Source organism: Pedobacter sp. SG908, from assembly GCF_011759615.1.
Classification (GTDB): Bacteria; Bacteroidota; Bacteroidia; order Sphingobacteriales; family Sphingobacteriaceae; genus Pedobacter; species Pedobacter riviphilus.
Window position 1 is genome coordinate 601,819 of sequence record NZ_JAAOYY010000001.1, and the last position, 23,513, is coordinate 625,331.

Genomic DNA, 23,513 nt, shown 5'->3' on the forward strand with positions numbered 1-23,513 from the left:
TTTTGTTAATTAGTGTAATGTTTTAATAAATTTTGTATTGGTTCTTTAATAATGCTTTTAATTTCCAAGCCATATTTGCCTGCTGTAAGTCTTAAGCGGTCTTCCAGTTCGGCCGCTACTTTACCTACGATATGCAGTTCGCTATCTTTATGTTTTTGTGAAGTAGGCAAGATATACGTTTCAAAGTATTTTTCAAATCCTTCATCAATCAGCCTGCGGATGTATTCGTGTTTGCTGTTCTGGGTGATGAAATCGAAAAATGAAGTTAAAAATATATTCGCCTGCGGCTTGTTGTAAATGCGTTCTAATATTTGAGGGCGGTCTAGATTGTGTGTTAAAGTAAATTTGGTCTCAATATCCTTTGGCATTTTTTGGCTTAAAAATTCTTTAAGGAGTATTTTTCCAAAGTAATTCGAAGAACCTTCATCGCCCAGTATATAACCTAATCCAAAGTTGTTGTTTATTGGCTTTTTTCCGTCGAAGTAGGCACAATGTGCGCCACTTCCCAACATGCCAACAATACCAGGTTTATCATAACAAGCTGCTTTAGCTGCGCCGAATAAATCATTTTCTACTACAATTTTACTGTATTTAAAAAACGATGCGAGGGTTCTGGCTAATTCCTCTTTTCTGTCTGCTGATGATGCCCCGGCTGCAAAAAAATAAATTTTCTTTATGTTTTCAGCATTGTTAACCAAAACAACTTTTTTGTTTAAAATCTGTAAAATCGTTTTTGGATCAACAAAGCAAGGGTTTAGGCCTGTAGTGTTACAATGTGCTACTACCTGTCCATTTTGTGTTAATTTCCAAAATGCTGTTTTCGATCCGCTATAAACAACTGCTACCATATTATATTGAAAGTACCTCTGTCATTTCCATTAAATCGGGCTCGAGTTTAAAAGAATGAGCAGTTAAAGCCTCTCTTATGCTGGTTAATTTTATTTCGTTTCCTTTTAAACCTACCATTTGCTCCGTTTCGCCTGCAATTAACGCATTTACTGCGGCAAAACCTAAACGACTGCCCAAAATTCTGTCGAAACTGCTTGGACTACCGCCACGTTGAAGGTGGCCAAGTATGGTTACTTTGGTATCGTAATGATCAAAAGTTTCTTTTACTTTTTTAGCAATATCGTAAGCACCGCCCTGTTTATGGCCTTCGGCCACGATAACAATACTTGATGATTTTTTTGTAGCTGCGCCTAAGGCCAGTTTATTAATTAATTCGTTAACGCTGGTTTCCCTTTCAGGTAATAAAACAGCTTCGGCGCCGCTGGCTATCGAACTTCTTAGTGCAATACAACCAGAATCGCGCCCCATTACCTCTATGAAGAATAAACGGTCGTGCGCATCGGCAGTATCCCTGATTTTATCAATCGCTTCGATTACAGTATTAATAGCTGTATCGTAACCTAAAGTAAAGTCAGATCCAACTAAATCGTTATCAATAGTACCCGGTATACCAATTACCTTAACGCCAAAAGTTTCTGAGAAACGTTTCGCCCCGGTAAATGTCCCGTCACCTCCAATTACGACTAGTCCGTCAATATCATTTTTCTTTAAGTTATTGTAGGCAATCTGTTGACCTTCGTCTGTTTTAAACTCTAAACAGCGCGCAGTTTTTAATATGGTACCGCCCAAGTGTAAAATGTTACTTACAGAACGGGCGTCCATTGGTTTTATGTTGTCGGTAATTAAACCTTGGTAGCCTTGCATTACCCCAAACATATTAATGCCATGGTAAATTCCGGTACGAACAACAGCTCTGATTGCAGCATTCATTCCAGGGGCATCGCCTCCAGAAGTAAGTACAGCTATATTTTTTATATTTGGCTTCATCTTTATAACACGAATATAGTGTGTATTTTTTACACTAAGTAATTTATTTTATTTTTTTTACTTAATATTGAAAGTCATACCTTTATCTGCTTAAAATAACTAAATTTTACTTTGGAACAAATTTTACCTCATTTAGATTCTGTATTCTCGATAGATTGCGTTTTGTTTGGATTTGATGGTAAGGAATTAAAAATCCTGCTCATTGAAAGGAATGAAGAACCATTTAAAGATTGGTGGGCATTGCCCGGTAATATTGTTGGCCCTGATGAAAGTTTAGATCAATCGGCCTCCCGCATTTTGTACGAACTTACTGGCTTGCGTGGCATTTATATGGAGCAGTATTATGCCTTTGGCGATCCGAACAGGCACCCGCAAGGTAGGGTAATTACTTTGGCTTATTACGCTTTGATTCGTTTAGGGGGAGATAAGGAACTGCGTCCGATTAGTACTTATGCCAAACGGGCAAATTGGCTGCCGATTACCGACCTGCCTAAACTGGCATTCGATCACCAGAAAATTTACGATAAAGGACTAGAAAAAATAAAACGCCGGATTAAACACCAGCCAATTGCTTTCGAACTTTTGCCGGAGAAATTTACCTTAACGCAATTGCAGCATGTTTATGAACTGGTTCTGGGTAAAAAACTCGATAAACGGAACTTTAGGAAAAAGATTGTGAGTTTTGGTGTACTGAAAGAGCTAGATGAAAAACAAAAAGGAGTTTCCTATCGTGCGGCTACTTTGTACCGTTTCGATAAACGTAAATACGCGAAACTTTTTGGTAAGGAGATCTCTTTTTAGATATGAGACATTAGATATAAGACAAGAGTAGGAACATAAGTTTAATATAAATGCAAAAATCCCCGATTTGAATTTCAAATCGGGGATTTTCTGTATGGTTTTAATCTGACTCAGGACTCCAGACTTAGGACTGAAGACTAGGCTTTAGGCGCTAACTCCAGGTGGTAATGTACCAGATCATCTATAGGTGAGCGGATAATTTTACCTACGCCCATTTCGTAACGGTCGGCTACAATACTTAAAATATCACGGAAACTATAACCTACTGAACCCACACAGTTTAATTTGTGGTCTTTGTAATTAGGGTAGTGGATGACCAAAGCTTCGAAAAATGCAGTAAAAGCATAATCAATGGTAGCAAAAGCATAATCCTCGTAGTTATCTTTAAAATCGTATAAGAATTTACTAAAGCTTGCGCAGAAACGGTTTGGCAGTGGTTTGTTGTAAATGTTATCGAAAATATCTTCGTTGGTTAAAGCGTAGTTATCGTAAAAAGCTTCACGTAATCCTTTCGGCATGTAACCTTTCATGTAATCGCTTAAAATACGTTTACCGATGTACGAGCCGCTACCTTCATCACCCAAGAAATAACCCAGTGAATCGATGTTCATGGTAATTTCAGATCCATCATAAAGGCATGAATTTGTACCTGTACCTAAAATAGCAGCAAATCCTGGCTCGTTTCCAAGGAGTGCTCTAGATGAAGCAAGTAAATCATGGCCTACAAAAATGGTTGCATTGGTAAAGATCAGTTGCATGGCATCGGCCACAATCTTAACATTTGCAGGTGTAGAACAGCCGGCACCGTAGTAATAAACTGCTGTTAATTTCTCTCTTTCCAAGTGGTCTGGAAGAGTCTCATTCAAAGACTTTACAATGTACTCTCCCTTCGAAAAATATGGATTGTAACCTTCGGTGTTAAAGTAAATTTTTCTGCCGGCCTCGTTAATCAAACACCAATTTGTTTTGGTAGATCCGCCGTCTGCAATTACTATCATTTTATTTATTTTTGGTTTTAGCACGATAAAAGTATAAAAAGTCTTATATTTTGTATCCTTTTTTTTAATAATTTTTTAACAATTTGTTGTTGTCGAAAATTAAGTGTGTAAAAAATACACTATATAGGGCGTTTAATCGCCGAAAAACCTTAAAATTATACCAGAAAGGGCATTGGTCTTTTTTTTTAACATCAATAATATTTTATAACAAAATAGCGAAATGAACAGCAGATTTTTAGATTTCAGGAGTGATACAGTAACCAAGCCAACTGCTGGAATGTTGGATGCCATGATGAATGCAAAAGTGGGTGATGACGTTTTTGGTGAAGACGAAACGGTGCATGCATTGGAGACAAAATTGGCTTCGACTTTTAACATGGAGGCTGGATTATTTTGTCCATCTGGAACGATGACCAACCAGATTGCGATTAAGTGTTTTACCCAGCCGATGGATGAGGTGATCTGCGATCAGACTGCTCATGTGTACCGTTACGAAATCGGTGGCATTGCCTTTCACTCGGGCGCATCGGTAAGGTTGTTGTATGGCGAACGCGGAATTTTAACGCCAGAGCTGATTGAACCCGAAATCAATGAAGATAATATTCACTACCCCAACTCCAGTTTGGTTGTTTTAGAAAATACAGTAAATAAAGGTGGTGGAAGCTGTTATACTTTGTCGCAGATTGCCCCAATCCATCACCTCTGCAATATAAAAGGATTGAAACTGCATTTAGACGGTGCGCGTATTTTTAATGCGCTTGTGGCCACAGGCGATCAGGCAGGTGAGTACGGCAAATACTTTGACGGCATTTCGGTTTGCCTGTCTAAAGGACTTGGTGCGCCAGTTGGCTCTGTGCTATTGGGCAACAAACAAATGATCCATAAAGCCCGAAAAATTAGAAAAGCTTTTGGTGGAGGCATGCGCCAGGCAGGATTTCTGGCTGCTGCTGGTATTTATGCACTCGATCATCACGTAACACGCTTAAAAGACGATCATGCCCATGCGCAGGCTTTGGCAAATGCATTGGCCAGCGCAAAATACGTAAAATCGGTAATGCCGGTTGAAACCAATATTGTTATTTTCGAAGTTGAAAAGGGATCAGCAGAGAAGGTTGTGCACCAATTGAAAGAAAAAGGACTGCATTGCAATTCCACCAGTGCAAGTACGATCCGTTTGGTAACACATTTGGATCTTAGTGCTGAAATGATCGATCAGGCAATCGAAATAATATTACATTTGTCTTAGGCTGAGCCCTAATTCGTGAGTCTTTAGTTCTGAGTCAATATGTCTAATGAAATTCTAACCAAAATGCCCAATAACTCCAAACCCATAATCCCAATCTCCAAACTTTTAATCGCTAACCGTGGCGAAATCGCTTTACGTATTATGCGCTCGGCAAAGGAAATGGGCATTAAAACGGTTGCTGTTTTTTCTGAAGCCGACCGTAATGCTTTGCATGTTCGTTATGCTGATGAGGCGGTTTGTATTGGCCCAGCGCCCTCTAACCAGAGTTATCTGGTTGGTGAGAAAATTATCGATGCCTGTAAATTAACAGGTGCTCAGGCGATCCATCCCGGTTATGGTTTTTTATCTGAAAATGCTGGTTTTGCGCAGAAAGTTGCTGATGCAGGATTGATTTTGGTTGGCCCTTCACCAGAAGCAATGGAAACGATGGGTAATAAACTATCGGCAAAGGCAGCGGCTTTAAAATACAATATCCCGATGGTGCCGGGAACGGAAGAAGCCATTCAGGATGTAGGCGAGGCAAAACAGCGCGCGATTGAAGTTGGTTTCCCCATATTAATCAAAGCTGCTGCAGGTGGCGGGGGTAAGGGGATGCGTATTGTAGAGCGGGCCGAAGATTTTGAAGAACAGATGCAGCTTGCCGTAAGTGAAGCTACCTCGGCCTTTGGCGATGGGGCTGTTTTTATCGAACGTTATGTTACTTCGCCAAGGCACATCGAAATACAGGTTTTGGGCGATACCCATGGCAATATTGTGCATCTTTTTGAACGTGAATGTTCTGTACAGCGCCGTCACCAGAAGGTGGTAGAAGAGGCACCATCGGCTGTTTTAACTGAAGAAATCAGGCAGCAAATGGGGAAATGTGCCGTAGATGTAGCCCGTTCGGTAAATTATACCGGAGCCGGTACAGTAGAGTTTATTTTAGATGAGCAGCTCAATTTCTTTTTTCTCGAAATGAATACACGCTTACAGGTAGAGCATCCCGTAACCGAGCTGATTACAGGCATAGATCTGGTAAAAGAGCAGATAAAAATTGCTTCAGGAGAAAAATTGAGTTTTAATCAGGAGGATTTAAAAATCAGTGGGCACGCCGTAGAACTTCGCGTTTATGCCGAAGATCCGGCTAATAATTTTCTGCCTGATATTGGTACCCTGCAAACTTATAATACGCCAAAAGGCAACGGGGTAAGGGTTGATGATGGCTTTGAGCAGGGCATGGAAATCCCGATTTATTATGATCCGATGATCGCGAAACTGATCACTTATGGTAAAGATAGGGAAGAAGCTATTGAGCGAATGGTGAGGGCTATTGAAGAATATGATATTACGGGGATAGAAACTACTTTGGGTTTTGGTAAATTTGTCATGCAGCATGAGGCTTTTAAAACAGGTAAATTCGATACGCATTTTGTAGGTAAATACTTTAAGCCCGAAAGTTTAAAGGTACAGGATGAAACGGAAGCCTTAATTGCCGCGGTAATTGCTGCAAAACTGTTTGAAAAGAAGGAGGTGAAGTTGGGCGGTGCGGTAGTTAAGAATAGTTCTGATTGGAGAAAAAATAGATTAAAATATTAGAGAATAGATTTAGTGCGATCGTCATTCCCTCCAAAGGAGTTCCTTTGGAACAACTTGATTGGGAATCGTAATGCCTCGGTAATATTTGCATGGGGAATTAAGATTCACGCCTGCGCGGGAATGACGATTTGTTGCAAAACTAAAATGATAAACACAAAATGTTCACTGGAATTATAGAAACGCTTGGCGAAGTTACTGCCATTAAAAACGACCATACCAATATCCACTTTACCATCTCTTCTGCAATTAGCCATGAGCTGAAAATCGACCAGAGTGTAGCCCATAATGGCGTATGCTTGACTGTGGTGGCACTGAATGATGGAACACATACCGTTACAGCTATAGATGAAACGCTAAATAAAACCAATCTCGGTGGTTTAAAAGTAGGCAGTAAAGTTAACCTTGAGCGCTGCATGCAAATGAATGCCCGTTTAGATGGACACATTGTGCAGGGCCATGTAGACCAGACCGCTGTTTGTGTGAAACGTGAAGCTCTGGATGGTAGCTGGGAGTACCGCTTTAAATATGATGCTTCTGCTGGAAATGTAACCGTAGAAAAAGGTTCTGCCTGTGTAAATGGCATTAGTCTAACTGTAGTAAATTCTGAGCCCGATGAGTTTTCGGTGTTTATCATCCCTTATACTTTCGAACATACCAATTTACAGGAAGTTGAAGTTGGTGATACGGTAAATTTAGAATTCGATATTATTGGCAAATATGTTGCCCGATTAATGAACCGATAAACTCTATTTTTGCTGCCCGTCTGTTGTTTTTCGTGTTTGATAAGTGGTGTTTTATTAAATTATTGCCGTTGTGCTAACGCTTAATTTTTCATAACAGTACAGGATGGTTGGTTAAATAATATTTCTGATTATCGTGTAGTTAAGATTAAAAAATTAACGCTAACCAATATGAACAGAAATTTCCGTACCTCAGGCACAATAACTAGCCTTGCCTTATTGCTTTTATTTACAACGAATGTTTTAGCACAGAAAATCTCCGTAAAAGATTTAACCGTTGAGCATCTAGTAAATCCTTTTAGTGTTGATAATCCTAAGCCTAGGTTTAGCTGGAAAATGATTTCGGATATAAAAAACACCAAACAGAGTAACTACGAAATCAGACTGGGTACAACAGCAAATATTGATAAAGTTTTATGGAAAAGGGCGATAAACACTGATCAATCGGTATTGATTGCGTACGATGGTCCAGGGCTATCCTCAAAAACTAGATATTACTGGCAGGTTAGGGTAAAAGACAACCATGGAAATGCATCTGTATGGTCGCCGGTTCAGTTTTTTCAAACAGGTTTAAAACCTGAGGATTGGACTGCAAAGTGGATTGCAGTAAATGGAAAAGATACTTCTTTAGCCAGCCCTTTGTTCAGAAAAGAATTTAACCTGAAGAAAGAAATAAAATCTGCAATGGTTTACATTACGGCCAAAGGTTTGTATGAGGCGAATATTAATGGCGGGCGTGTTGGTAATGCTTATTTTGCACCAGGGTGGACAAGTTATAAAGATCATATTCAATATCAGGTTTACGATGTTAAGCAGTCACTAAAGAAAGGGGCAAATGTAATTGGCGTTTCACTGGGCGATGGCTGGTACAAGGGACGTATAGGATTTAGTAATCAAAAACAATTTTATGGCGATACCAGGGCTTTATTACTGCAATTGGAAGTGGAATATACCGATGGAACTAAAGAAACCATTATAAGCGATAACAGCTGGAAAACAAGTTACGGGCCGATACTTGCTTCTAATATTTATGATGGAGAAACCTACGATGCCAGGTTAGAACTAGCTGGTTGGAGCAATATTGGCTTTAAAGAAAACACTAGCTGGAAACCTGCACAGGAACTGGCCAGGGGACAGGAAAAACTGGTTGGAATGAGCGGACCGCAGGTAACCAAACACGAAACATTTAAAGCCTTAAAAATATTTAAAACCCCGAAAGGTGAAACCGTTGTCGATTTTGGGCAGAATTTAGTGGGTTGGGTAATGTTAAAAGCCAAGGGGCCAGCGGGTACCAAAATTAGCATCAGCCATGCTGAGGTATTAACCAAAGAAGGGAATTTTTATACCACTAACCTCCGCTCGGCCAAACAACAGAACAATTATATTTTAAAAGGTGAAACTGAACAGGTTTTCGAACCACATTTTTCTTTTCAGGGATTTAGGTATGTAAAAATAGATGGTTACCCTGGTGAACTGAAGTTGGAAAACCTTACCGCAGTAGCTGTTTATTCGGACATGAAAACCAGCGGAAAATTCACGACTTCAAATCCTTTGCTAAATCAACTGCAGCATAACATTTCATGGGGACAGAAAGGAAATTTTGTTGATGTGCCAACAGATTGCCCGCAAAGAGACGAGCGTTTGGGCTGGACGGGCGATGCACAGGCATTTGCTACAACAGCTGCATATAACATGGATGTATCGGGCTTTTTTACCAAATGGCTGAAAGATGTTTCTGCAGATCAGCTTCCTAACGGTAGTGTTCCTTTTGTGATACCAAATGTACTGAGCCAAAATGATGCGGGTTCTGCTGGCTGGGCTGATGTGGCCACCATTATTCCCTGGGATATGTATGTATCGTACGGAGATAAAGGCATATTAGAAACGCAGTACAGTAGTATGAAAAAATGGGTCGATTATATTTCATCAGTAGCAAAAAATAACCTTTGGAATACGGGGTTCCACTTTGGCGATTGGTTGTTTTACAGACCTAATGATGATAACGATGGTCGTGCCGCAGTGACGGATAAGTATATGATTGCCCAAACATTTTATGCACATTCAACCCAGTTGCTGGTAAATGCCGCAAAGGTATTGGGCAAAACGGACGATGTAACCAAATATACCGCACTATTGGAGCAGATTAAAGCCGCTTACATCAAAGAAAATATGACGCCAAACGGTAAATTGATTTCTAACACCCAAACAGCATATGTATTGGCCTTACAGTTTGATATGCTGCCTGAAAACTTACGTGCGCAGGCTGCACAAAGATTGGTAGACAATGTAAAAGATTACGGAAACCACCTGACGACAGGCTTTTTGGGTACACCATACCTTTGTCATGTATTGAGCCGTTTTGGGCACGAAGATGTAGCTTACGATCTATTGTTGCAAGAAAGTTATCCTTCATGGTTGTATCCTGTTAAAATGGGGGCAACTACCATTTGGGAGCGCTGGGATGGCATTAAACAGGATGGCTCTTTTCAAACGGCTGATATGAATTCTTTTAACCACTATGCTTATGGCGCAATAGGCGATTGGATGTATAAAAATATTGCCGGCATTAATCCCCTGCCAGCGCAACCAGGTTACAAAACCATTTTAATTGCACCCAGACCAGGAGGGAAATTAACCAATGCTTCGGCAGAACTGGAAACGGTGTATGGCACGGTTAAATCATCATGGACGATTATGGATGGTGTTTTTAAACTCGATGTAACCGTTCCGGCCAATGCTACAGCAACCGTAATTTTGCCAAAAACCGATAAAAAGGAGGAAATAGGATCAGGTAGCTATCATTTTGAATACAAATATTAATCGCTTAATATTGCAGCATTGTAAAAAAGGACGCTATTAATAGTATTTCTTCTGCGAAAAATCGTCATTCTCAACTTGGTTGGGAATCTTAAGGCAATTAGTTTTAGGATTCCCGCCTGCGCAAGAATGACGATTTGGTTGAATTATGGTACGGTTTTTACACAATGCTAAAAAAAATAAATGTACAGTAAAGAAGAAGCAGCCCGCTTGCGCCAACAGTTTTGGATCAGTTTTGGGCAATACATGAAACCTGTCCCTTCAGCAAGCGGTTCAACCGTAAACTGGACGAACTACAAAACTGGCGTGAAGAACATCTTCTTTAAAATGGATGTTGATGCTAAAAAAGCCTTTATTAGCATTCAACTGTCACATCCCGATCCCGATATTAGGCACCTCATTTTCGAACAGTTCGAAGAATTTAAGCTTTTATTTGCCAATACGGTAAATGAAGAATGGGACTGGATAAAAGATACAACTGATGATTTCGGTAAAACGGTATCACAGATTTCAAGCAGCATTACTGGCGTGAGCATTTTTAACCAACAGCACTGGCCAACCTTAATCTCCTTTTTTAAACCCAGAATAATTGCCCTGGATGAATTTTGGGATAATGTAAAACCTGTTTTTGAAGATCTGGTTTAATCGGCCAGGTTTAGCTGTGCAATCCTATCCTTCGAAAATTTAATTTCTTCTTTATCATCCGTTAAGCTCGGTTTGCTTTTTAAATAAAGGTTATAATATTTGAGTGCATTTTTCTCCTGCTTTAAACGGGTATCATAAAATATGGCCAAGCGGTAATATAAAGTTGCTGTTGCTTTAAATTGTAAACCTTTTTTATAGGCTGCGCTTGCCAAAGCCAGTTGATTATTTTCTTCATAAACCAGTCCCAATAAAGAATAATAACTGGAAGTATTGGGCGAAATGGCCTCATCGATGGTTTTCCTGGTGTAAATAGCCGCCTGTGGATAATTTTTTAAAGCTCGGTAACTGAGCGATGTGTAATATAAGGTAGTTTCATTCCCCATCGCTGCTACCTCCAGTTGTTTAAAAAGATCGATTGCTTTCTGATATTTTTTGGTATAATAATAAGCTTTTGCAACATCTTTTACCACCCCTGCATCGGCAGCATCTTTCAATAATTTCTCTCCTGATGCAATCACTTCGCTGTACCTTTTAAGCTGATTGGCTATCGGAAGTTTCGCTCTTTGCAACACCAGGTTATCACTATCTCCCTTAATGGCAATATCGAGTACATGATAAGCTTTTTCGTATTGCTGATAAGCCGCATGCACCTCAGCGAGATCAGCAGCAACATCTCCCTCCAAGGGATTGATCTGATTAGCCTTTAAGAGGTAGATGAGTTTAAGGGAATCATTCTTTGGAGAACTGTACAAATTGGCCAGCAGTTTGTACACATTAAAATTATTGCTATCTATTTTTGCAATTTCGCTGTAGTACAGTTTGGCTTTTTCGGTATTACCTCTTTTGGTGTTAATACTGCCCAGGCTGAAAAGAATTGGCAAGCTCTGCGGCTGCAGTGTATAGGCCTTGCCATAAAATTTTTCTGCTTCTACATTATTGCCTGCCATTAAAAAACAATAGCCAATTTGGCTGAGGGTTTTAAAATCATTCACTTCTTCTCCGTAAATGCCTTTAAGGTATTGAGCAGCATCGGCATAACGTTGGGTCTGATAGAAATCGAAAAGTTTCTCCTTATCAACAGCGATTGCATTTTGTGCATATCCTGCTAAACTTAAACCAAATAAAATCAATAGTGTAAGAAGCTTTTTCATAACATATAATTTTAAACTAATTTATTAGTTGTTTTTGATAATTCCAAATCTGTTCGTTAAAAGATTAGCGAAATAAAACAAAACCAGCGCTAAGGGGTTTATAAGGAATAGTTTAACTAAAAATAAGAACCTATGAACACTTTAAAGAAGTTTGAATTAATGGAAAAGATCGTGCGTGAATTGGAAGATTTACAAAACTCTCAGCAGGCACTTATTCAAAAAATTGGTAAAATCGAAGTTGATAATATCGAATTGGGCGATAACCGCCTGGAAAAAGATTTACCGGATGTTCATCAAAATTTAGCTGATAACTTAGATACTATTTCGGGAATTTTAGATTACTTTGCAGGTAAAACACAAAACTTTGGTGATAAAAACAATGTTGATGCTTTAAAAGAACAAGAAGCCATTAACAATGCCACCAGCTAAATTTAATCGCGTATGAAATTTTTATCTTTAACTGTTGCCTTTTTGCTTGTTGGCCTATTTGCCAGCGCACAGGTACTGCCATCTTTCCAGCTGGGCATTAAAGCTGGTGCAAATTTTTCGAAATTTGATAGTGAAAACACTTTTAACAGTAACAACCGAGCTGGTTTTTATGGTGGCCTTTGGGCTAGGGTAGGTGCCGCAGGCGTTTACTTCCAACCTGAACTTTATGTATCAGGAAAAAAAGCAGATTTGGTAAGTGAGTCAACGGGAGAAGTAAATAAAGTGCGTTTTACAAGTTTAGATGTGCCATTATTGGTAGGTACTAAGTTTGGCGCCGCTGGTATTGGACTCCGTTTAAACACCGGACCAATGTTTTCGTTAATATTAGATGAAAATCAAAGTTTTAGTCAGGCTGCAGGTAGCGTTTTCAGGGCCGACTTTAAAAATCAGGCTTTGGCATGGCAATTTGGAGCAGGTTTAGACCTTAAAAAACTAAGCTTCGATGCACGTTACGAACTTGGTTTATCAAAAATCAATAAATCAGGTTATCCTGGCACTAAGTTGAACTTATTTACAGTTGGCTTAGGTTATAGGATTTTGTAGCAGCTCCTTGCGAATCGTCACACTGAATTTATTTCAGGGTCTTTTCTTTTTTAGCCTGATAGATGCTGAAACAAGTTCAGTATAACGATATTAGTTAAGTGCCCCCAATTAATAAAAAAGGGAGATAAAATTAATTTTATCTCCCTTTTTTATTAATCCTCTTTTTCCAGGTCAACTTCTGTTAACTCGTAGGCAAACGATCCGTTTTTTGGTATAATCGGTGTAGCTCTGCCAACACTCAGTGCTTTAATAAAAGATGCGCCGAAGTAAAATATCAACGAAGAGTAGAATACAAAAAGCATAATTACAATAATCGATCCTGCTGATCCATAGATGTTGCTGATGTTGCTCAGTGGTAATAAAATTCTTAAAATATACTTTCCTGCCGTAAAAAGGCACCCGGTTAAAAGGCCTCCAGAAATTGCTGCCCGCCAGGTAGGGCGTCCATTTGTTAAGTACCTGAAGAGTATGGTGAACCATGTAGTTACAATTACAACAAATACCAATTGATTAATCACTGAAGTTAAAATTAAGCCGAAAGATGGTGATCCTGATTTCAGATAGGCACCAATATAGGCCTGCACGCTATCGGCCAGCAAGCCTATAAAAAATAATATGCCAGCAAACAAGATAATCGTAACAGATATAGCTCTTGATTTAAGGGTATTAACAATCCCTTTTTTATCTTTTTGGCCTATATTCCAGATCTGCTCTAAAGAGTTTTTGATTACATTGAATAGTGTAGTGGCCACAAAAAGGAAAAATATAAAACTGAACAAAGTAACATACCAGGCCTGATTAATGCCCCGGATGTTTCTTAATGTAGTTCTGATCTGTATAATACTATCATTGTCGAGAATATTAGCCAAACGTTCGAATAGGTGTGTAGCCAATAACCTTCTATCGGTAAACATGCCGAAAAGCCTGATGAGTATAATTAATATTGGAGGTAAGGCGAAATTGGTGAAAAAAGCAGTAGCACCGGCCAGGCGCAAGGGATCATTCTGCTGAAATAAAATAAATGCTTTTCTTATGGTTGAGAAAAAAAACTTCAGATCTTCTGTTATGGATGGCATCACTCCTGCGTTAAACTCAAAAGGCCGAAAATAGTAAAAATACTTTATTCAGCCTTTTTTATGCATGTAAAGATTCTAGTTTGTTTTGGTGAAAACCAGCAAGGTTTTATCGCCATTTAACAGATATAGCTTATTATCGGTTATTTTAGCGCTATTAACCTGATTAAGAGCATGTAAGTATGCACGTTCTGCTGCATCAGTTTCCTGACAGAACATTTTAGTACCAAAAACATTTTTAACAGTAATTTTATTATCAGCAATTTCTCCCTTGCCACCATAGTTGTTACAGAACGATTTTCCGCTAATTTTCAAACTATCAGCAAAATTTAGGGTGGCTTTTGCCGAACTTGGTAGCGTTAAACCAGGCAATTCGCTCAACTCCCATTTGGTATTGTTAAAGCTTGCAGGATCTAATTTTTCTTTACAAGAACTCAATAATAAGATCAGCATTCCGCAGAAGATAAGGTGTTTCATAAGGTAAGGTTTAAATGATTTTCCTTTTTAGCATCAAAAACTAAACCATAAAAAGATAAAATTGCCTTTTGATTAAGCTAAATTGATTTTTTAATCTTCATCCAATGGTGTTTTATGCCATTGTAATCAAAAATAGAGATCCGTTTTAAACCTACTTTTTCCAATACGTGTATAGATCCCAGGTTATTGATATCTGCAATACCAATAATTTGATTCAACTTTAGTTCATTAAAACCATAGTCTCTCGCCGCCACTGCCGTTTCTGTAGCATAACCTTCCCCCAGAATCGTTTGCTGAACCGATAACCCAGGTCGTAATAATTAACGTGGTTGTTGGTAATTTCTTTAATCAATTTTAAGCCCGACCAACCTACAAAATTACCTGTTGCTTTTTCGATAACGGCCCATCTCCCAATACCATTTTCTATATATTGTTTTCTGATAAACTCGATTTCCGCAATACTTTGCTCGATTGATTTTACAGGCTTATTGCCAAGATAAAGATGCACCTCGGGGTCACTATTCATTTCAAACATACCCTCAGCATCGGTTGGTATTAGTTCACGTAAAATTAAGCGTTCGGTTTTGGCAAAAATCATCATAAGCTTGATTTTAAAAAATGGCCATCAATGATTAAAAGTTTTACACTTTCTTCAGATACTGACCGGTGCGAACTTAAATCGTCAGAAACCACATAAGTCATCCCTGTGCTCAGCGCGAATGTTGTTCCATCTTCCATTTCACTTGTAAAGCTACCTTCCAAACAATGTACAATGTGGCCTTTTTTGCACCAATGATCGGCAAGATAACCCCCAGAGTAGGTTACCATCCTGATTCTTAAGCCATCGAGGTTTAAGGTTTGCCAGGTTGCTGTGCCTGTTTCCCCTGGGTATTCTACTTTTTCTATCTGGCTCCAATCTATATTGGTAAAGGGGATGGTATACATGGCTGTTTTGCAGTTAATGATTAATCAAAAATAAGTAATTTAGTTTGAAGTCATTAATCTTTAGTCTACAGTCAATAATCGGCAAAGCATTAGTGGTTATAGCCAATACCTACTTACCAGCATAACACTAACGCTAGTTTTTATTTATCAAACGTATATCTGTTCTTTACCATTTAGGTAAGCAATAGGTAAGCAATGGGTAAGCATGGGGTTAACCTGGGGTTAACTTGGTGTACAGAAAGGGTAAACAAAAGGTACAGAAAGGGTAAAGAATAGGTAGAGAAGGGTAAACAAGGGGGTAGAGAAAGGTAAACAATGTCTTGTCCGTATATAGCTATACAGTTTGCTGAATTAATTTTGAATGGGCTATACAGCCGATTTTGTTATTTTTATTGGGACTATACATACAAAGGTGTTAATTCTGTTATTACTATACAACACTATTTTTCTTCTGAAGGATATCTTTTAGGTTTCCATCTTTTTTTAAGTTTTCCCTTTCTGAGGTGTGCCTGCTCCGGGGTGAGATAATCACAGCTGGCATGTGTCTTATTTGTATATAGCTGATCTATGATGGAATAAGTTTACCCTCTGAAAGCATATTACTGTTAATTTTTATTAACCGTAGTAATTTTCTGGTGACTTTGATAAAATAAGCGCAATAAAGATTATAAATTAGCAAAAAAATAAATAGCTATACCTATGAAAATTACGCTTTATGCACTCTTACTTTCCGTTGTTTTATTTGGCTGCGGTAAATCAGAAAAAGCCTACAAGGCAAAACCATTTACGGCCAGTGAAGATTTTAATGTTTTCCCGAAATCAAAGAAAAATATACTTACTATCGTAAAAACAGATTCTGGTGCAGTGGCAGCAGCCGATCGCTTTGCCATTCAGTATAAGGATACCACTATTATTATTGATGATGCACCAAATGCTGCTGCACAGAAATTTATTGTTGCATCATTCATCAATACCCAAAAAACAGCCGTGTTGGTTCAGGTGTCGAACGAAACGGGTAAAATGGCTCCATTTTATATCATTTCTGTTAATGATGGAAAAACTGAAGTGGTGAGCTTAAACAAGCCATCTAAAGGTGCTGAAGATAAAAAATATACAAACGGGTTGGAAGAATTAACACGTAGCAATATTTTGGTGAATAATGATTTCTTCATCACGACTATAAATTCAAGAGTTTATCCGGTGAAGAGACAAAACCCTGATGAACGTATCCAGGGGAAATTTTTTATGTACTCTAGCGATAAAACAACCTTAGCTTTTTTAACCGCCAATTCTTTGTACCAGGTAAATACGGCAACTGGCGAAACTTTTAACCTACCATTGCCAGCATCCCTTATTAACCAGCCTGAAACATTAGTAGGTAATATCCAAAGAGATTATACCTGGGTAGCAAATGCTAATGGCACTTCTTTCTTAAAGAAAAATGCTGATGATGACCGTATTGTAGATATTAAAGAGTTTAAGCACTAGTCTATATTGCTTATTCCATTTAGGTGTAGATAATGAATTTTTACGACAGGTATAAAAACGGAGAATCGCATAGCGTTTATGCCGATATTGAAAAATTAGGAGAAGAGGCATTTTCTCCTAGTTACTATCCTGATGTTGAAAAAGTATTGATTGAGACTTTCCAACGGGTTAGGTTCAATCTTGAGATTATCTACAAAGAACTTAAGAATATTGATTACGTTTTCTGGGCAGATGGGACGGGAAATGACGAAGCATTATTGATGCCCTTCTCTAATACGGACGAACTACTTAATATATTAGAGCAGAACATAGAACTGGTAGGTAAACTACCAGTATCGATGAAAATGTTTTACCAAATTGTTGGCTCGTGCAATTTTGCGTGGAATTATCAAGATGATCCAGATATTCTATGGGAGATGGCAGATCCTATTCAGGTAGCGCCTTTAACCGACTGTGTTTCGCAGGTAACCGATCAATACTGGCTGGAAGAAATGGAAGAATACATTCAGGATGATGATTTTGGCTTTGCATTTCTGGAGCTATCTGCTGACGATCTTCATAAGGATAATGTTAGCGGTGGCCCTCCGTATGCATTGCAGTTAAATAAGGAAAAAAGTATTGATAGTAAGTTTTTAAATGAACCTAATGACACAACATTTATCAACTATTTGAGAATCTGTTTCGAGAGTTGTGGATTTCCAGGTATGCCTTATGCTGATAATAAGGTATTTCAGGAATTCTTTGATAAAGTAAAGCCTCAACTGCAGAAAATATAAGACATTTTAACTAGCCAAGGTTAAACCACCATTGTCCTAAAGGTGAGATTTATTCTTGGCTTACTTACTTTTTTGGTTGGTGGAAGGCGATGTAACCAATTGGTTTGTGTTTCATCTTTCATTACCAATAAACTTCCATTTTCTAAAAATAAGGTTACGGTTTCTTTAGTTTTTTTGTGTTTAAAAAGAAATCTTCGCTCTGCGCCAAAACTTAATGATGCAATGGCAGAATCTTTAGCTAAGGCCTTCTCGTCGTCGCTATGGTAAGCCATTCCCTCATCACCGTTATGGTACAGGTTAAGTAAACAGGAATTAAAGGTGGTACCCATTTGCTCCTCTGATATTTTTTTTAACTCCAGTAATTCCTTTGTCCATGGTAAAGCCATTTTTGATTTATTGGAGTAGGTATAAGAATAGGCTTCATCTCCGTACCAGGCTACTTTTCTTTTGGTGATAATGTGTTTGCCCATAATAAAAGCTTCGTCGTTCTTCCATTCAATAGTATTCATCAGTGCATCGAAGTAATGATCGGCTTCTGGTATAGAAAATAATTTGCCATAATAATTTACTGTTCCGCCATATGGAAGCAGATTTTGGTTACTATCTATTGTTGTGTTGAATAAATCCATTGTTGATATGCCTTTCTTAAACAACGCCCACACGGACGGTAGCCATGCTGAATTGCTTCTTCTACAGAACGAAAAAATATGCGGTTTTCTTTCTTCATCCGCTTTCCCGATTTGCATTTAAGTAGTCCGTAAATCTTCAACCTGGCATTTCCACCGAAGCAGATGTCTTTGTTTTTGAAATGTTTTTTTAATTCTTCCGTTGAAATATCTGCATGTTTGATCATACAGGTTTAAATATTGGTTTTTGCTGCTTCCCAACCAATCATGGCTGTTTTTCGGTTCACTCCCCAGTGGTAACCGCCCAAAGCACCGCTTGATTGTATTACCCTGTGGCAAGGAATGAGAAAAGCCACCGGATTATCGCCAATCGCCGTGCCCACCGCTCTTGATGCATTAGGGTTGTGCAATTGTTTGGCAATGTTGCCATAAGTGGCCAATTTACCCATAGGGATTTTTAACAAGGCTTCCCAAACTTTTAACTGAAAGTCTGTCCCCTTTAAATGCAGTTTAATCTGGTGTAATTTGCTCCAATCGTGACTGAAAATATATAAAGCATTTTGTTGTTCTTTATCCAATATCTGTTGATACTGAGCTGCAGGGAATTGCCGTTGCAGATTTGCCAAAGCAATATTTTCGTCGTCGTAAAAAGCGATATGACAGATTCCTTTTGGGGTGCTGGCTACCATAATATTTCCGAACGGACTTTCTGCAAAACTATAATTGATATAAAGATTTTCGCCACCGTTTTTGTATTCGCCAGGTGTCATGCCTTCAATGTTTACAAAAAGATCGTGCAGTCTGCTGGTGCCCGATAAGCCGGTTTCTAATGCAGTATCGAATAAACTCTGGTTTTCTTTCAGCATTTCTTTGGCATAACCAATGCTAATATATTGCAGAAAACGTTTAGGAGTGGTACCTGCCCATTCGCTAAATAATCTTTGGAAATGAAAGGGGCTTAAATTTACTTTCTCTGCAATTTCTTCTAAACCTGGCTGTGTTTTAAAATTCGCCTTGATGTAGCTAATGGCTTCGGCTATGCGATTGAAATTGATCTCTTCTTGTACTTTCATGGTCTTGAATAATTGATATTCAAAAGTAGTTTGGAAAGAAACGACAAACTACCCGAAACTTGCTAAGTTTAACAGGATTTTAAAATCCTGTTTATTTAATTCCGTTGTCAATTAATTTCCTTGCTTGTGCAAGATCGGTATTTCCATTGATGTCTATATGAAGAAAATAAGGTGCTTGCCACTGTTGGGTTTTCTCTGCCTGTTTATTTGTTACTGTATCCCAGGGCGGATAAACCCTAATACCTCTTTTGCCTTCTATTCCTTTTGCTGTAATAATTTTATGTTGTGCCAATATGGCTTTTGGAAAAATGAACTGGCCAGATCTGTGGGCACTATTAACAGATATAATTAACAGATCAAATTCATCCTGATCAGTAAACGGAGTAGTAATTCCTGCTTCATTCCGTTTCCATATAGTTACAAATTGCCCCGTCTTGGTTGGGGTGATTTTAGAAAGGCGGTGTTTGATTTTTACGCTATTTAGCTCAAAGGTACAGGCCGCATATTCCTGACTTTCATTTTCAATTTGCAGGTTATTTATTTGATAATTAAGCGGGCCGTAAACTAAATTGGATGTGGCTAGTAATATAGATGATATTCGATTTATAAGAGTTTCTTCTAGAGGCATATTGGGCTTGCAAATTGAGATGGAAATCTATTTGTAACTAAGCTTATTGCTCTTCAATGATTGACTGTCCTTTCGATTTATCTCCTGATGTCCACTGCCAGGTTTCATGAAGTCTAATTTTGCCATTGGCTAATTGCTCTGGTTTTGAATTGCAGATTCCGGTCATGAGCTCGCCTTGTTTGTTTACCTGGTGATAGCGCATTTCGATGTTACCGTTTTCATCAACTAAGCCAATTAAATGGCCAGACATAATTTTTCCACCCTCATATTCTGCGGTTAGGATACTTCCTGTTTGTTTATATCTAAAAATGGTTTCATTTGATATTTCACCATTTTCTGTATTATTTACGGGTTTAAAAAGCTTGTTGTTATAGTTTATCATATTTGATAAAACTAATCATCTCCTCTTGAATTAAAAAATCAGCCGATTAGCTTCCGCAAATTTTAGATGTTTAATCGAGCAAACCAAAGCATTGTAACTAAGCTAGCCCAAACTTTCTTCTCTTTTTACCAGCAGGTAACGCTCTTCATTTAAAAGTAAGTAACCATATTCATAGCAGAAAATGTATGTGTTTCCATTCTGGGTTTCGTAACTATAGGTGTGGTATTCAAAATTAAAGCCTGCCGAAACCAGCTTTTTACTGGTAATCTTTGTTTTACCATTTGGATTAAGCGCAGCAAGGATAGCGCGATTCTTTTTGAGTATGTTATTTACCCTTTTAATCACGAGATTATCATCAATCTTCAAACGATTGTTGTAATTGCTGCGGCAAGAATCATCGCAGTATTTTTTATCGGCCCTTCCTCTGATCGAGGTTCCGCAGTCTAAACATAAACGTTCCATAATAATTTCTTTTTTTATTATGGGATGATGCCCTAATTTATAAAATAAAATGGTGGAATAAAAATAAAACATCATATTGAAGCTTTAAGGGCATGCTATCCGTGTATAAACGTTTATAAACGGCTATAAATGTTTACAATCCGACTAATTTTTGATGCCGTTTACAATTTTGTCCTGTCGGTTATCGAGGTGATAATTGTTCGTTAAACATTTAGAAACTTAAAATTTAAAGATCATGGAAAGTGCAGTTAACAAAGTAGTATTGAGCGGATTTGCAGGAGCAGATGCAGAAATTAAAAATTTTGGAAGTCAAAAATTAGCAAAGGTTAACCTGGCTATAAACGAAAACTATAGAAATTCATCAGGTGAGGAAGTAAAAAGAGTCCAGTGGTTTAATTTAAGTTTCTGGAATGCAAAAGCCGAGCTTGCCGAGGCTCAGGTTAAAAAGGGTACAAGCTTAACCGTTGAAGGTAGGTTACAGACCAATAGTTACGATGGCGCTGACGGGAAAAAGCGCTATGCAATCGAAATAGTTGTTAGCAATATAATTATCAAGGAAAGAGAAAAGAAAGAGGCCTTTTAGCTTATAGCGTAATCGCATCATATAGATGGTCAATTTATATGATGCGATTTAAAGATTATAGTTTAATGGAGAGGCCTGTGTAAAAATTAATTCCTGGTGCCGGGTTAAAATACCTTCCATTTGCGGCGTTTAAGTCGTTGCCTAAACTATATTTCACGTTAAGTAGGTTGTTTGCCCCTACAAATAGATCTAAATGGGTTTTATTGATTCTTAAATTTCTGATGCCTAATTTACTTTCAACCAAGTGATACCTTTTCGCAAAAACGGTATTGATATCGTTTAAAGGGATTGAAGAAGTATAATTGTGTTGTATAAATAGATAAAATGTTTTCGGAAAGTTAAATTCTAAACTATTGACTAAAATACTTTCCGGAACTCCAGTAAGTTTGTTACCGCTGAAAGTACTAGTGCCGTTCGCGAAATTTTCAAATCTAAAATGGCTAAAAGTATAATTACTTCTCCATTGTAAACCTGTTAAAAAAGACTCATTATTTTTGATCATCCAAAAGGCAGCTTCCAGTTCAATTCCCAGCTGTTTGGTTCCCCCGGCATTGATAAAATACTCGGCGTCGTTTTGATTTAACCTTCTAACAATAGCATCCTTCAAATGGTAACTGAATAGGTTTCCATTGGCGTAAAAACGATTGTTTTTGGTTTTATAACGCATGCCTAATTCGTAATTCCAGCCAAGTTCAGCCTGTAGGCCATTATTGATATTGTTATCCGACGATCTTACTTCTGCAATGGTTGGGGGCGAATAACCTTTACTAACTGAAGCCCTGGCCGAAAAATCAGAAGTGATGAGATAAGATACTGCTGCCTTTGGCATAAACTGGCCATCGAATTTTCTTTGTTTTGAGGCTATAACCACTGGGAAAAAACTCTCATAATTGTATCTGTAGAAATTTAAACTCGAAGCAAGTTCGATCAGGAATTTACTGTTGATGTCGAAGTTTAATCTGAAGTAAGCAAAATCCTGACCAGCTTTTAGGCGGTCTGAAGCCTGCATTGCTGCCGCTTCACCACCATTATTATTAAAATTTTTAATCTGACTTTTGGTGGCAGAATGCTCTAATCCAATTTGAGCATTAAATTTAAAGTCTTCTTTTGCCTGGGCGTATTCTAAGAATGTTCTTAATCCAAGTGTACTTTCGTAGCGCTTTTCATAATTGGTAATAAAGGGGTTCTTGAAATCGGTGTAAGAGGTGAATAAAGCAATTACGTGTTTCAACCGCTGACTAATCTGATAGGAATTCGATATCCCCCCGAAAATGGTTTTATTGTAAATGGCGGCTTGCTGTGAAATGGCCCCAGGTAACGTTGATGTTGCCGGACGGGCCAGTTTAGGGTTTTGATCTGATTGAGCAGCCGTTAACCCTCCTGGCGTTTCGTACTTTAAATCGCTATAAAAGGCAAAAGCCTTTAAACTGCCAGCACTGTTATAATTCCATTGCTGCAAAGTTTGAAAATATTTTCTATCCATTGCACTGTTTTCTCGGTACCCATCACTTCTCTGATATCCTTCGTTAAAACTAAAGCTGTACTTTTTATATTGCTGTTTAATCGATGCCGTTTGATGGAAGAGACCATAGGAACCGCCAGTAGCGGAAACATTAATTTCATTGCGGTTTATAGCGGGAGCGTTGATTAAAAGAGCACCTCCCGTATTTGCGCCAAAAATACTGGCTTCAGGACCCTTATAAATTTCCATCGTACCTACCGCAGAAACATCTAAAGCATTTAGGTAGGTATTTCCACCAGCATCCGTTAAGGGGAAATCGTCGAGGTAAATTTTAATATTCCGAATGCCAAAGGGAGACCGGAGCAAACTGCCACGGAGTGATAGGCGATAACTACCAGGCGAACGTTCTTCCATGCGTACACCAGGAACAGTATTTAGCATGCTCACTAATGAGCTGTTGGGCTGGTTTTTTATTAAACTACTATCTACCAGGTTAACAGCCGATACTGATCTTAGCAAGGTTTGATGGTTATAATAACCTTTTACAGTAACTTCTTCGAGTCTCTTAGTCGAATCGGGTTTTATTGTTTGTGCTAAACCAGTAAAAGAAAGTAATGTTAAGAGTAGAGTAAGGTTCGGTTTCAATAGGATGATAATTGATGGTTTAACCACAGATTGGCAGATAAATTTAGCGCAT

The 23,513-nt window shown here is 38.3% G+C and carries 27 protein-coding genes; 11 read left to right on the forward strand and 16 right to left on the reverse strand.

Annotated features, from left to right (window positions below; all coding sequences use genetic code 11):
- Positions 1 to 5: 5 nt before the first annotated feature.
- Complete coding sequence (locus tag FHT21_RS02310) at positions 6 to 848, reverse strand: hypothetical protein (RefSeq protein ID WP_167293177.1); 843 nt, start codon at positions 846 to 848, stop codon at positions 6 to 8.
- Position 849: 1 nt separating this feature from the next.
- Positions 850 to 1,836, reverse strand: coding sequence for a 6-phosphofructokinase (gene pfkA / locus FHT21_RS02315; RefSeq protein WP_167293178.1), 987 nt, complete (start codon positions 1,834 to 1,836; stop codon positions 850 to 852).
- Positions 1,837 to 1,947: 111 nt separating this feature from the next.
- On the opposite strand from pfkA, the gene FHT21_RS02320 reads away from it, so the two are divergent.
- Positions 1,948 to 2,637: an NUDIX domain-containing protein gene (locus FHT21_RS02320; protein WP_090982558.1), complete on the forward strand. Its 690-nt coding sequence runs from the start codon at positions 1,948 to 1,950 to the stop codon at positions 2,635 to 2,637.
- 137 nt (positions 2,638 to 2,774) lie between these two features.
- On the opposite strand, the gene FHT21_RS02325 is transcribed toward FHT21_RS02320, so the two are convergent.
- The gene (locus tag FHT21_RS02325) at positions 2,775 to 3,635 is read right to left on the reverse strand and encodes an N-acetylglucosamine kinase (protein ID WP_167293179.1); all 861 of its coding nucleotides are present in this window, start codon (positions 3,633 to 3,635) and stop codon (positions 2,775 to 2,777) included.
- 220 nt (positions 3,636 to 3,855) lie between these two features.
- Here FHT21_RS02325 and FHT21_RS02330 point away from each other — a divergent pair, with 220 nt between their 5' ends.
- The 5 genes from FHT21_RS02330 (at position 3,856) to FHT21_RS02350 (ending at position 10,658) form a co-directional block, all read left to right on the forward strand.
- Positions 3,856 to 4,881 carry a GntG family PLP-dependent aldolase gene (locus FHT21_RS02330; protein ID WP_167293180.1) on the forward strand — a complete coding sequence of 342 codons (1,026 nt, stop codon included), beginning with the start codon at positions 3,856 to 3,858 and terminating at the stop codon, positions 4,879 to 4,881.
- 39 nt (positions 4,882 to 4,920) lie between these two features.
- The gene (accC, locus tag FHT21_RS02335) at positions 4,921 to 6,456 is read left to right on the forward strand and encodes an acetyl-CoA carboxylase biotin carboxylase subunit (protein ID WP_243853837.1); all 1,536 of its coding nucleotides are present in this window, start codon (positions 4,921 to 4,923) and stop codon (positions 6,454 to 6,456) included.
- A 158-nt stretch (positions 6,457 to 6,614) separates the two neighbouring features.
- Complete coding sequence (locus FHT21_RS02340; protein WP_167293181.1) at positions 6,615 to 7,199, forward strand: riboflavin synthase; 585 nt, start codon at positions 6,615 to 6,617, stop codon at positions 7,197 to 7,199.
- 168 nt (positions 7,200 to 7,367) lie between these two features.
- Positions 7,368 to 10,016, forward strand: coding sequence for a glycoside hydrolase family 78 protein (locus tag FHT21_RS02345; RefSeq protein ID WP_167293182.1), 2,649 nt, complete (start codon positions 7,368 to 7,370; stop codon positions 10,014 to 10,016).
- A 180-nt stretch (positions 10,017 to 10,196) separates the two neighbouring features.
- A complete protein-coding gene (locus FHT21_RS02350; protein WP_167293183.1) occupies positions 10,197 to 10,658 on the forward strand; it encodes a DUF4268 domain-containing protein in 462 nt (153 codons plus the stop codon).
- Here FHT21_RS02350 and FHT21_RS02355 read toward each other — a convergent pair.
- Positions 10,655 to 11,809, reverse strand: a complete 1,155-nt coding sequence (locus FHT21_RS02355) for a hypothetical protein (protein ID WP_167293184.1) — start codon at positions 11,807 to 11,809, stop codon at positions 10,655 to 10,657. The two genes, FHT21_RS02350 and FHT21_RS02355, sit on opposite strands and share 4 nt — an antisense overlap.
- Positions 11,810 to 11,941: 132 nt before the next feature.
- Between FHT21_RS02355 and FHT21_RS02360 the strand changes: the two genes are divergently transcribed.
- Positions 11,942 to 12,238, forward strand: coding sequence for a hypothetical protein (locus FHT21_RS02360; RefSeq protein ID WP_167293185.1), 297 nt, complete (start codon positions 11,942 to 11,944; stop codon positions 12,236 to 12,238).
- A 12-nt stretch (positions 12,239 to 12,250) separates the two neighbouring features.
- Positions 12,251 to 12,841 (forward strand): porin family protein, encoded by a 591-nt coding sequence (locus FHT21_RS02365; protein ID WP_167293186.1) that lies wholly within the window; start codon positions 12,251 to 12,253, stop codon positions 12,839 to 12,841.
- 152 nt (positions 12,842 to 12,993) lie between these two features.
- On the opposite strand, the gene FHT21_RS02370 is transcribed toward FHT21_RS02365, so the two are convergent.
- From FHT21_RS02370 to FHT21_RS02385, 5 genes are all read right to left on the reverse strand, one after another.
- A complete protein-coding gene (locus FHT21_RS02370; protein WP_167293187.1) occupies positions 12,994 to 13,917 on the reverse strand; it encodes a YihY/virulence factor BrkB family protein in 924 nt (307 codons plus the stop codon).
- Positions 13,918 to 13,992: 75 nt separating this feature from the next.
- Positions 13,993 to 14,391 (reverse strand): META domain-containing protein, encoded by a 399-nt coding sequence (locus FHT21_RS02375; RefSeq protein WP_167293188.1) that lies wholly within the window; start codon positions 14,389 to 14,391, stop codon positions 13,993 to 13,995.
- A 77-nt stretch (positions 14,392 to 14,468) separates the two neighbouring features.
- Positions 14,469 to 14,645: a GNAT family N-acetyltransferase gene (locus tag FHT21_RS24910; RefSeq protein ID WP_317169936.1), complete on the reverse strand. Its 177-nt coding sequence runs from the start codon at positions 14,643 to 14,645 to the stop codon at positions 14,469 to 14,471.
- Entirely contained in the window at positions 14,612 to 14,992 is a 381-nt protein-coding gene (locus FHT21_RS02380; RefSeq protein ID WP_243853839.1) for a GNAT family N-acetyltransferase, read from the reverse strand. Before FHT21_RS02380 ends, FHT21_RS24910 begins: the two co-directional genes overlap by 34 nt.
- The gene (locus FHT21_RS02385) at positions 14,989 to 15,336 is read right to left on the reverse strand and encodes a DHCW motif cupin fold protein (protein WP_167293189.1); all 348 of its coding nucleotides are present in this window, start codon (positions 15,334 to 15,336) and stop codon (positions 14,989 to 14,991) included. The genes FHT21_RS02380 and FHT21_RS02385 overlap by 4 nt, the downstream gene beginning before the upstream one ends.
- A gap of 699 nt (positions 15,337 to 16,035) precedes the next feature.
- Here FHT21_RS02385 and FHT21_RS02390 point away from each other — a divergent pair.
- Positions 16,036 to 16,824, forward strand: coding sequence for a hypothetical protein (locus tag FHT21_RS02390; protein ID WP_167293190.1), 789 nt, complete (start codon positions 16,036 to 16,038; stop codon positions 16,822 to 16,824).
- Positions 16,825 to 16,856: 32 nt separating this feature from the next.
- Positions 16,857 to 17,600, forward strand: coding sequence for a hypothetical protein (locus tag FHT21_RS02395; protein WP_167293191.1), 744 nt, complete (start codon positions 16,857 to 16,859; stop codon positions 17,598 to 17,600).
- Positions 17,601 to 17,620: 20 nt separating this feature from the next.
- On the opposite strand, the gene FHT21_RS02400 is transcribed toward FHT21_RS02395, so the two are convergent.
- The 6 genes from FHT21_RS02400 to FHT21_RS02425 form a co-directional block, all read right to left on the reverse strand.
- Positions 17,621 to 18,229, reverse strand: coding sequence for an alpha-ketoglutarate-dependent dioxygenase AlkB (locus tag FHT21_RS02400; RefSeq protein WP_167293192.1), 609 nt, complete (start codon positions 18,227 to 18,229; stop codon positions 17,621 to 17,623).
- A complete protein-coding gene (locus FHT21_RS02405; RefSeq protein ID WP_167293193.1) occupies positions 18,205 to 18,453 on the reverse strand; it encodes an Ada metal-binding domain-containing protein in 249 nt (82 codons plus the stop codon). Before FHT21_RS02405 ends, FHT21_RS02400 begins: the two co-directional genes overlap by 25 nt.
- 6 nt (positions 18,454 to 18,459) lie before the next feature.
- Positions 18,460 to 19,299 carry a methylated-DNA--[protein]-cysteine S-methyltransferase gene (locus tag FHT21_RS02410; RefSeq protein ID WP_167293194.1) on the reverse strand — a complete coding sequence of 280 codons (840 nt, stop codon included), beginning with the start codon at positions 19,297 to 19,299 and terminating at the stop codon, positions 18,460 to 18,462.
- Between the two features lie 91 nt (positions 19,300 to 19,390).
- Positions 19,391 to 19,927: a MepB family protein gene (locus FHT21_RS02415; protein WP_167293195.1), complete on the reverse strand. Its 537-nt coding sequence runs from the start codon at positions 19,925 to 19,927 to the stop codon at positions 19,391 to 19,393.
- 43 nt (positions 19,928 to 19,970) lie between these two features.
- The gene (locus tag FHT21_RS02420) at positions 19,971 to 20,309 is read right to left on the reverse strand and encodes a n-acetylglutamate synthase (protein WP_167293196.1); all 339 of its coding nucleotides are present in this window, start codon (positions 20,307 to 20,309) and stop codon (positions 19,971 to 19,973) included.
- Positions 20,310 to 20,411: 102 nt separating this feature from the next.
- Positions 20,412 to 20,771: a hypothetical protein gene (locus FHT21_RS02425; RefSeq protein WP_167293197.1), complete on the reverse strand. Its 360-nt coding sequence runs from the start codon at positions 20,769 to 20,771 to the stop codon at positions 20,412 to 20,414.
- 235 nt (positions 20,772 to 21,006) lie between these two features.
- On the opposite strand from FHT21_RS02425, the gene ssb reads away from it, so the two are divergent.
- Positions 21,007 to 21,354 carry a single-stranded DNA-binding protein gene (gene ssb / locus FHT21_RS02430; protein ID WP_167293198.1) on the forward strand — a complete coding sequence of 116 codons (348 nt, stop codon included), beginning with the start codon at positions 21,007 to 21,009 and terminating at the stop codon, positions 21,352 to 21,354.
- Positions 21,355 to 21,409: 55 nt separating this feature from the next.
- On the opposite strand, the gene FHT21_RS02435 is transcribed toward ssb, so the two are convergent.
- A complete protein-coding gene (locus tag FHT21_RS02435) occupies positions 21,410 to 23,461 on the reverse strand; it encodes a TonB-dependent receptor (RefSeq protein ID WP_167293199.1) in 2,052 nt (683 codons plus the stop codon).
- Between the last annotated feature and the right edge of the window lie 52 nt (positions 23,462 to 23,513).

Excerpts from the sequence above, each read along its gene's own strand:
- FHT21_RS02310 (WP_167293177.1), bottom strand. The coding sequence starts at position 848 with ATGGTAGCAGTTGTTTATAGCGGATCGAAAACAGCATTTTGGAAATTA.
- pfkA (WP_167293178.1), bottom strand. The coding sequence starts at position 1,836 with ATGAAGCCAAATATAAAAAATATAGCTGTACTTACTTCTGGAGGCGAT.
- FHT21_RS02325 (WP_167293179.1), bottom strand. The coding sequence starts at position 3,635 with ATGATAGTAATTGCAGACGGCGGATCTACCAAAACAAATTGGTGTTTG.
- FHT21_RS02330 (WP_167293180.1), top strand. The coding sequence starts at position 3,856 with ATGAACAGCAGATTTTTAGATTTCAGGAGTGATACAGTAACCAAGCCA.
- accC (WP_243853837.1), top strand. The coding sequence starts at position 4,921 with ATGTCTAATGAAATTCTAACCAAAATGCCCAATAACTCCAAACCCATA.
- FHT21_RS02340 (WP_167293181.1), top strand. The coding sequence starts at position 6,615 with ATGTTCACTGGAATTATAGAAACGCTTGGCGAAGTTACTGCCATTAAA.
- FHT21_RS02345 (WP_167293182.1), top strand. The coding sequence starts at position 7,368 with ATGAACAGAAATTTCCGTACCTCAGGCACAATAACTAGCCTTGCCTTA.
- FHT21_RS02350 (WP_167293183.1), top strand. The coding sequence starts at position 10,197 with ATGTACAGTAAAGAAGAAGCAGCCCGCTTGCGCCAACAGTTTTGGATC.
- FHT21_RS02355 (WP_167293184.1), bottom strand. The coding sequence starts at position 11,809 with ATGAAAAAGCTTCTTACACTATTGATTTTATTTGGTTTAAGTTTAGCA.
- FHT21_RS02360 (WP_167293185.1), top strand. The coding sequence starts at position 11,942 with ATGAACACTTTAAAGAAGTTTGAATTAATGGAAAAGATCGTGCGTGAA.
- FHT21_RS02365 (WP_167293186.1), top strand. The coding sequence starts at position 12,251 with ATGAAATTTTTATCTTTAACTGTTGCCTTTTTGCTTGTTGGCCTATTT.
- FHT21_RS02370 (WP_167293187.1), bottom strand. The coding sequence starts at position 13,917 with ATGCCATCCATAACAGAAGATCTGAAGTTTTTTTTCTCAACCATAAGA.
- FHT21_RS02375 (WP_167293188.1), bottom strand. The coding sequence starts at position 14,391 with ATGAAACACCTTATCTTCTGCGGAATGCTGATCTTATTATTGAGTTCT.
- FHT21_RS02380 (WP_243853839.1), bottom strand. The coding sequence starts at position 14,992 with ATGATGATTTTTGCCAAAACCGAACGCTTAATTTTACGTGAACTAATA.
- FHT21_RS02385 (WP_167293189.1), bottom strand. The coding sequence starts at position 15,336 with ATGTATACCATCCCCTTTACCAATATAGATTGGAGCCAGATAGAAAAA.
- FHT21_RS02390 (WP_167293190.1), top strand. The coding sequence starts at position 16,036 with ATGAAAATTACGCTTTATGCACTCTTACTTTCCGTTGTTTTATTTGGC.
- FHT21_RS02395 (WP_167293191.1), top strand. The coding sequence starts at position 16,857 with ATGAATTTTTACGACAGGTATAAAAACGGAGAATCGCATAGCGTTTAT.
- FHT21_RS02400 (WP_167293192.1), bottom strand. The coding sequence starts at position 18,229 with ATGGATTTATTCAACACAACAATAGATAGTAACCAAAATCTGCTTCCA.
- FHT21_RS02405 (WP_167293193.1), bottom strand. The coding sequence starts at position 18,453 with ATGATCAAACATGCAGATATTTCAACGGAAGAATTAAAAAAACATTTC.
- FHT21_RS02410 (WP_167293194.1), bottom strand. The coding sequence starts at position 19,299 with ATGAAAGTACAAGAAGAGATCAATTTCAATCGCATAGCCGAAGCCATT.
- FHT21_RS02415 (WP_167293195.1), bottom strand. The coding sequence starts at position 19,927 with ATGCCTCTAGAAGAAACTCTTATAAATCGAATATCATCTATATTACTA.
- FHT21_RS02420 (WP_167293196.1), bottom strand. The coding sequence starts at position 20,309 with ATGATAAACTATAACAACAAGCTTTTTAAACCCGTAAATAATACAGAA.
- FHT21_RS02425 (WP_167293197.1), bottom strand. The coding sequence starts at position 20,771 with ATGGAACGTTTATGTTTAGACTGCGGAACCTCGATCAGAGGAAGGGCC.
- ssb (WP_167293198.1), top strand. The coding sequence starts at position 21,007 with ATGGAAAGTGCAGTTAACAAAGTAGTATTGAGCGGATTTGCAGGAGCA.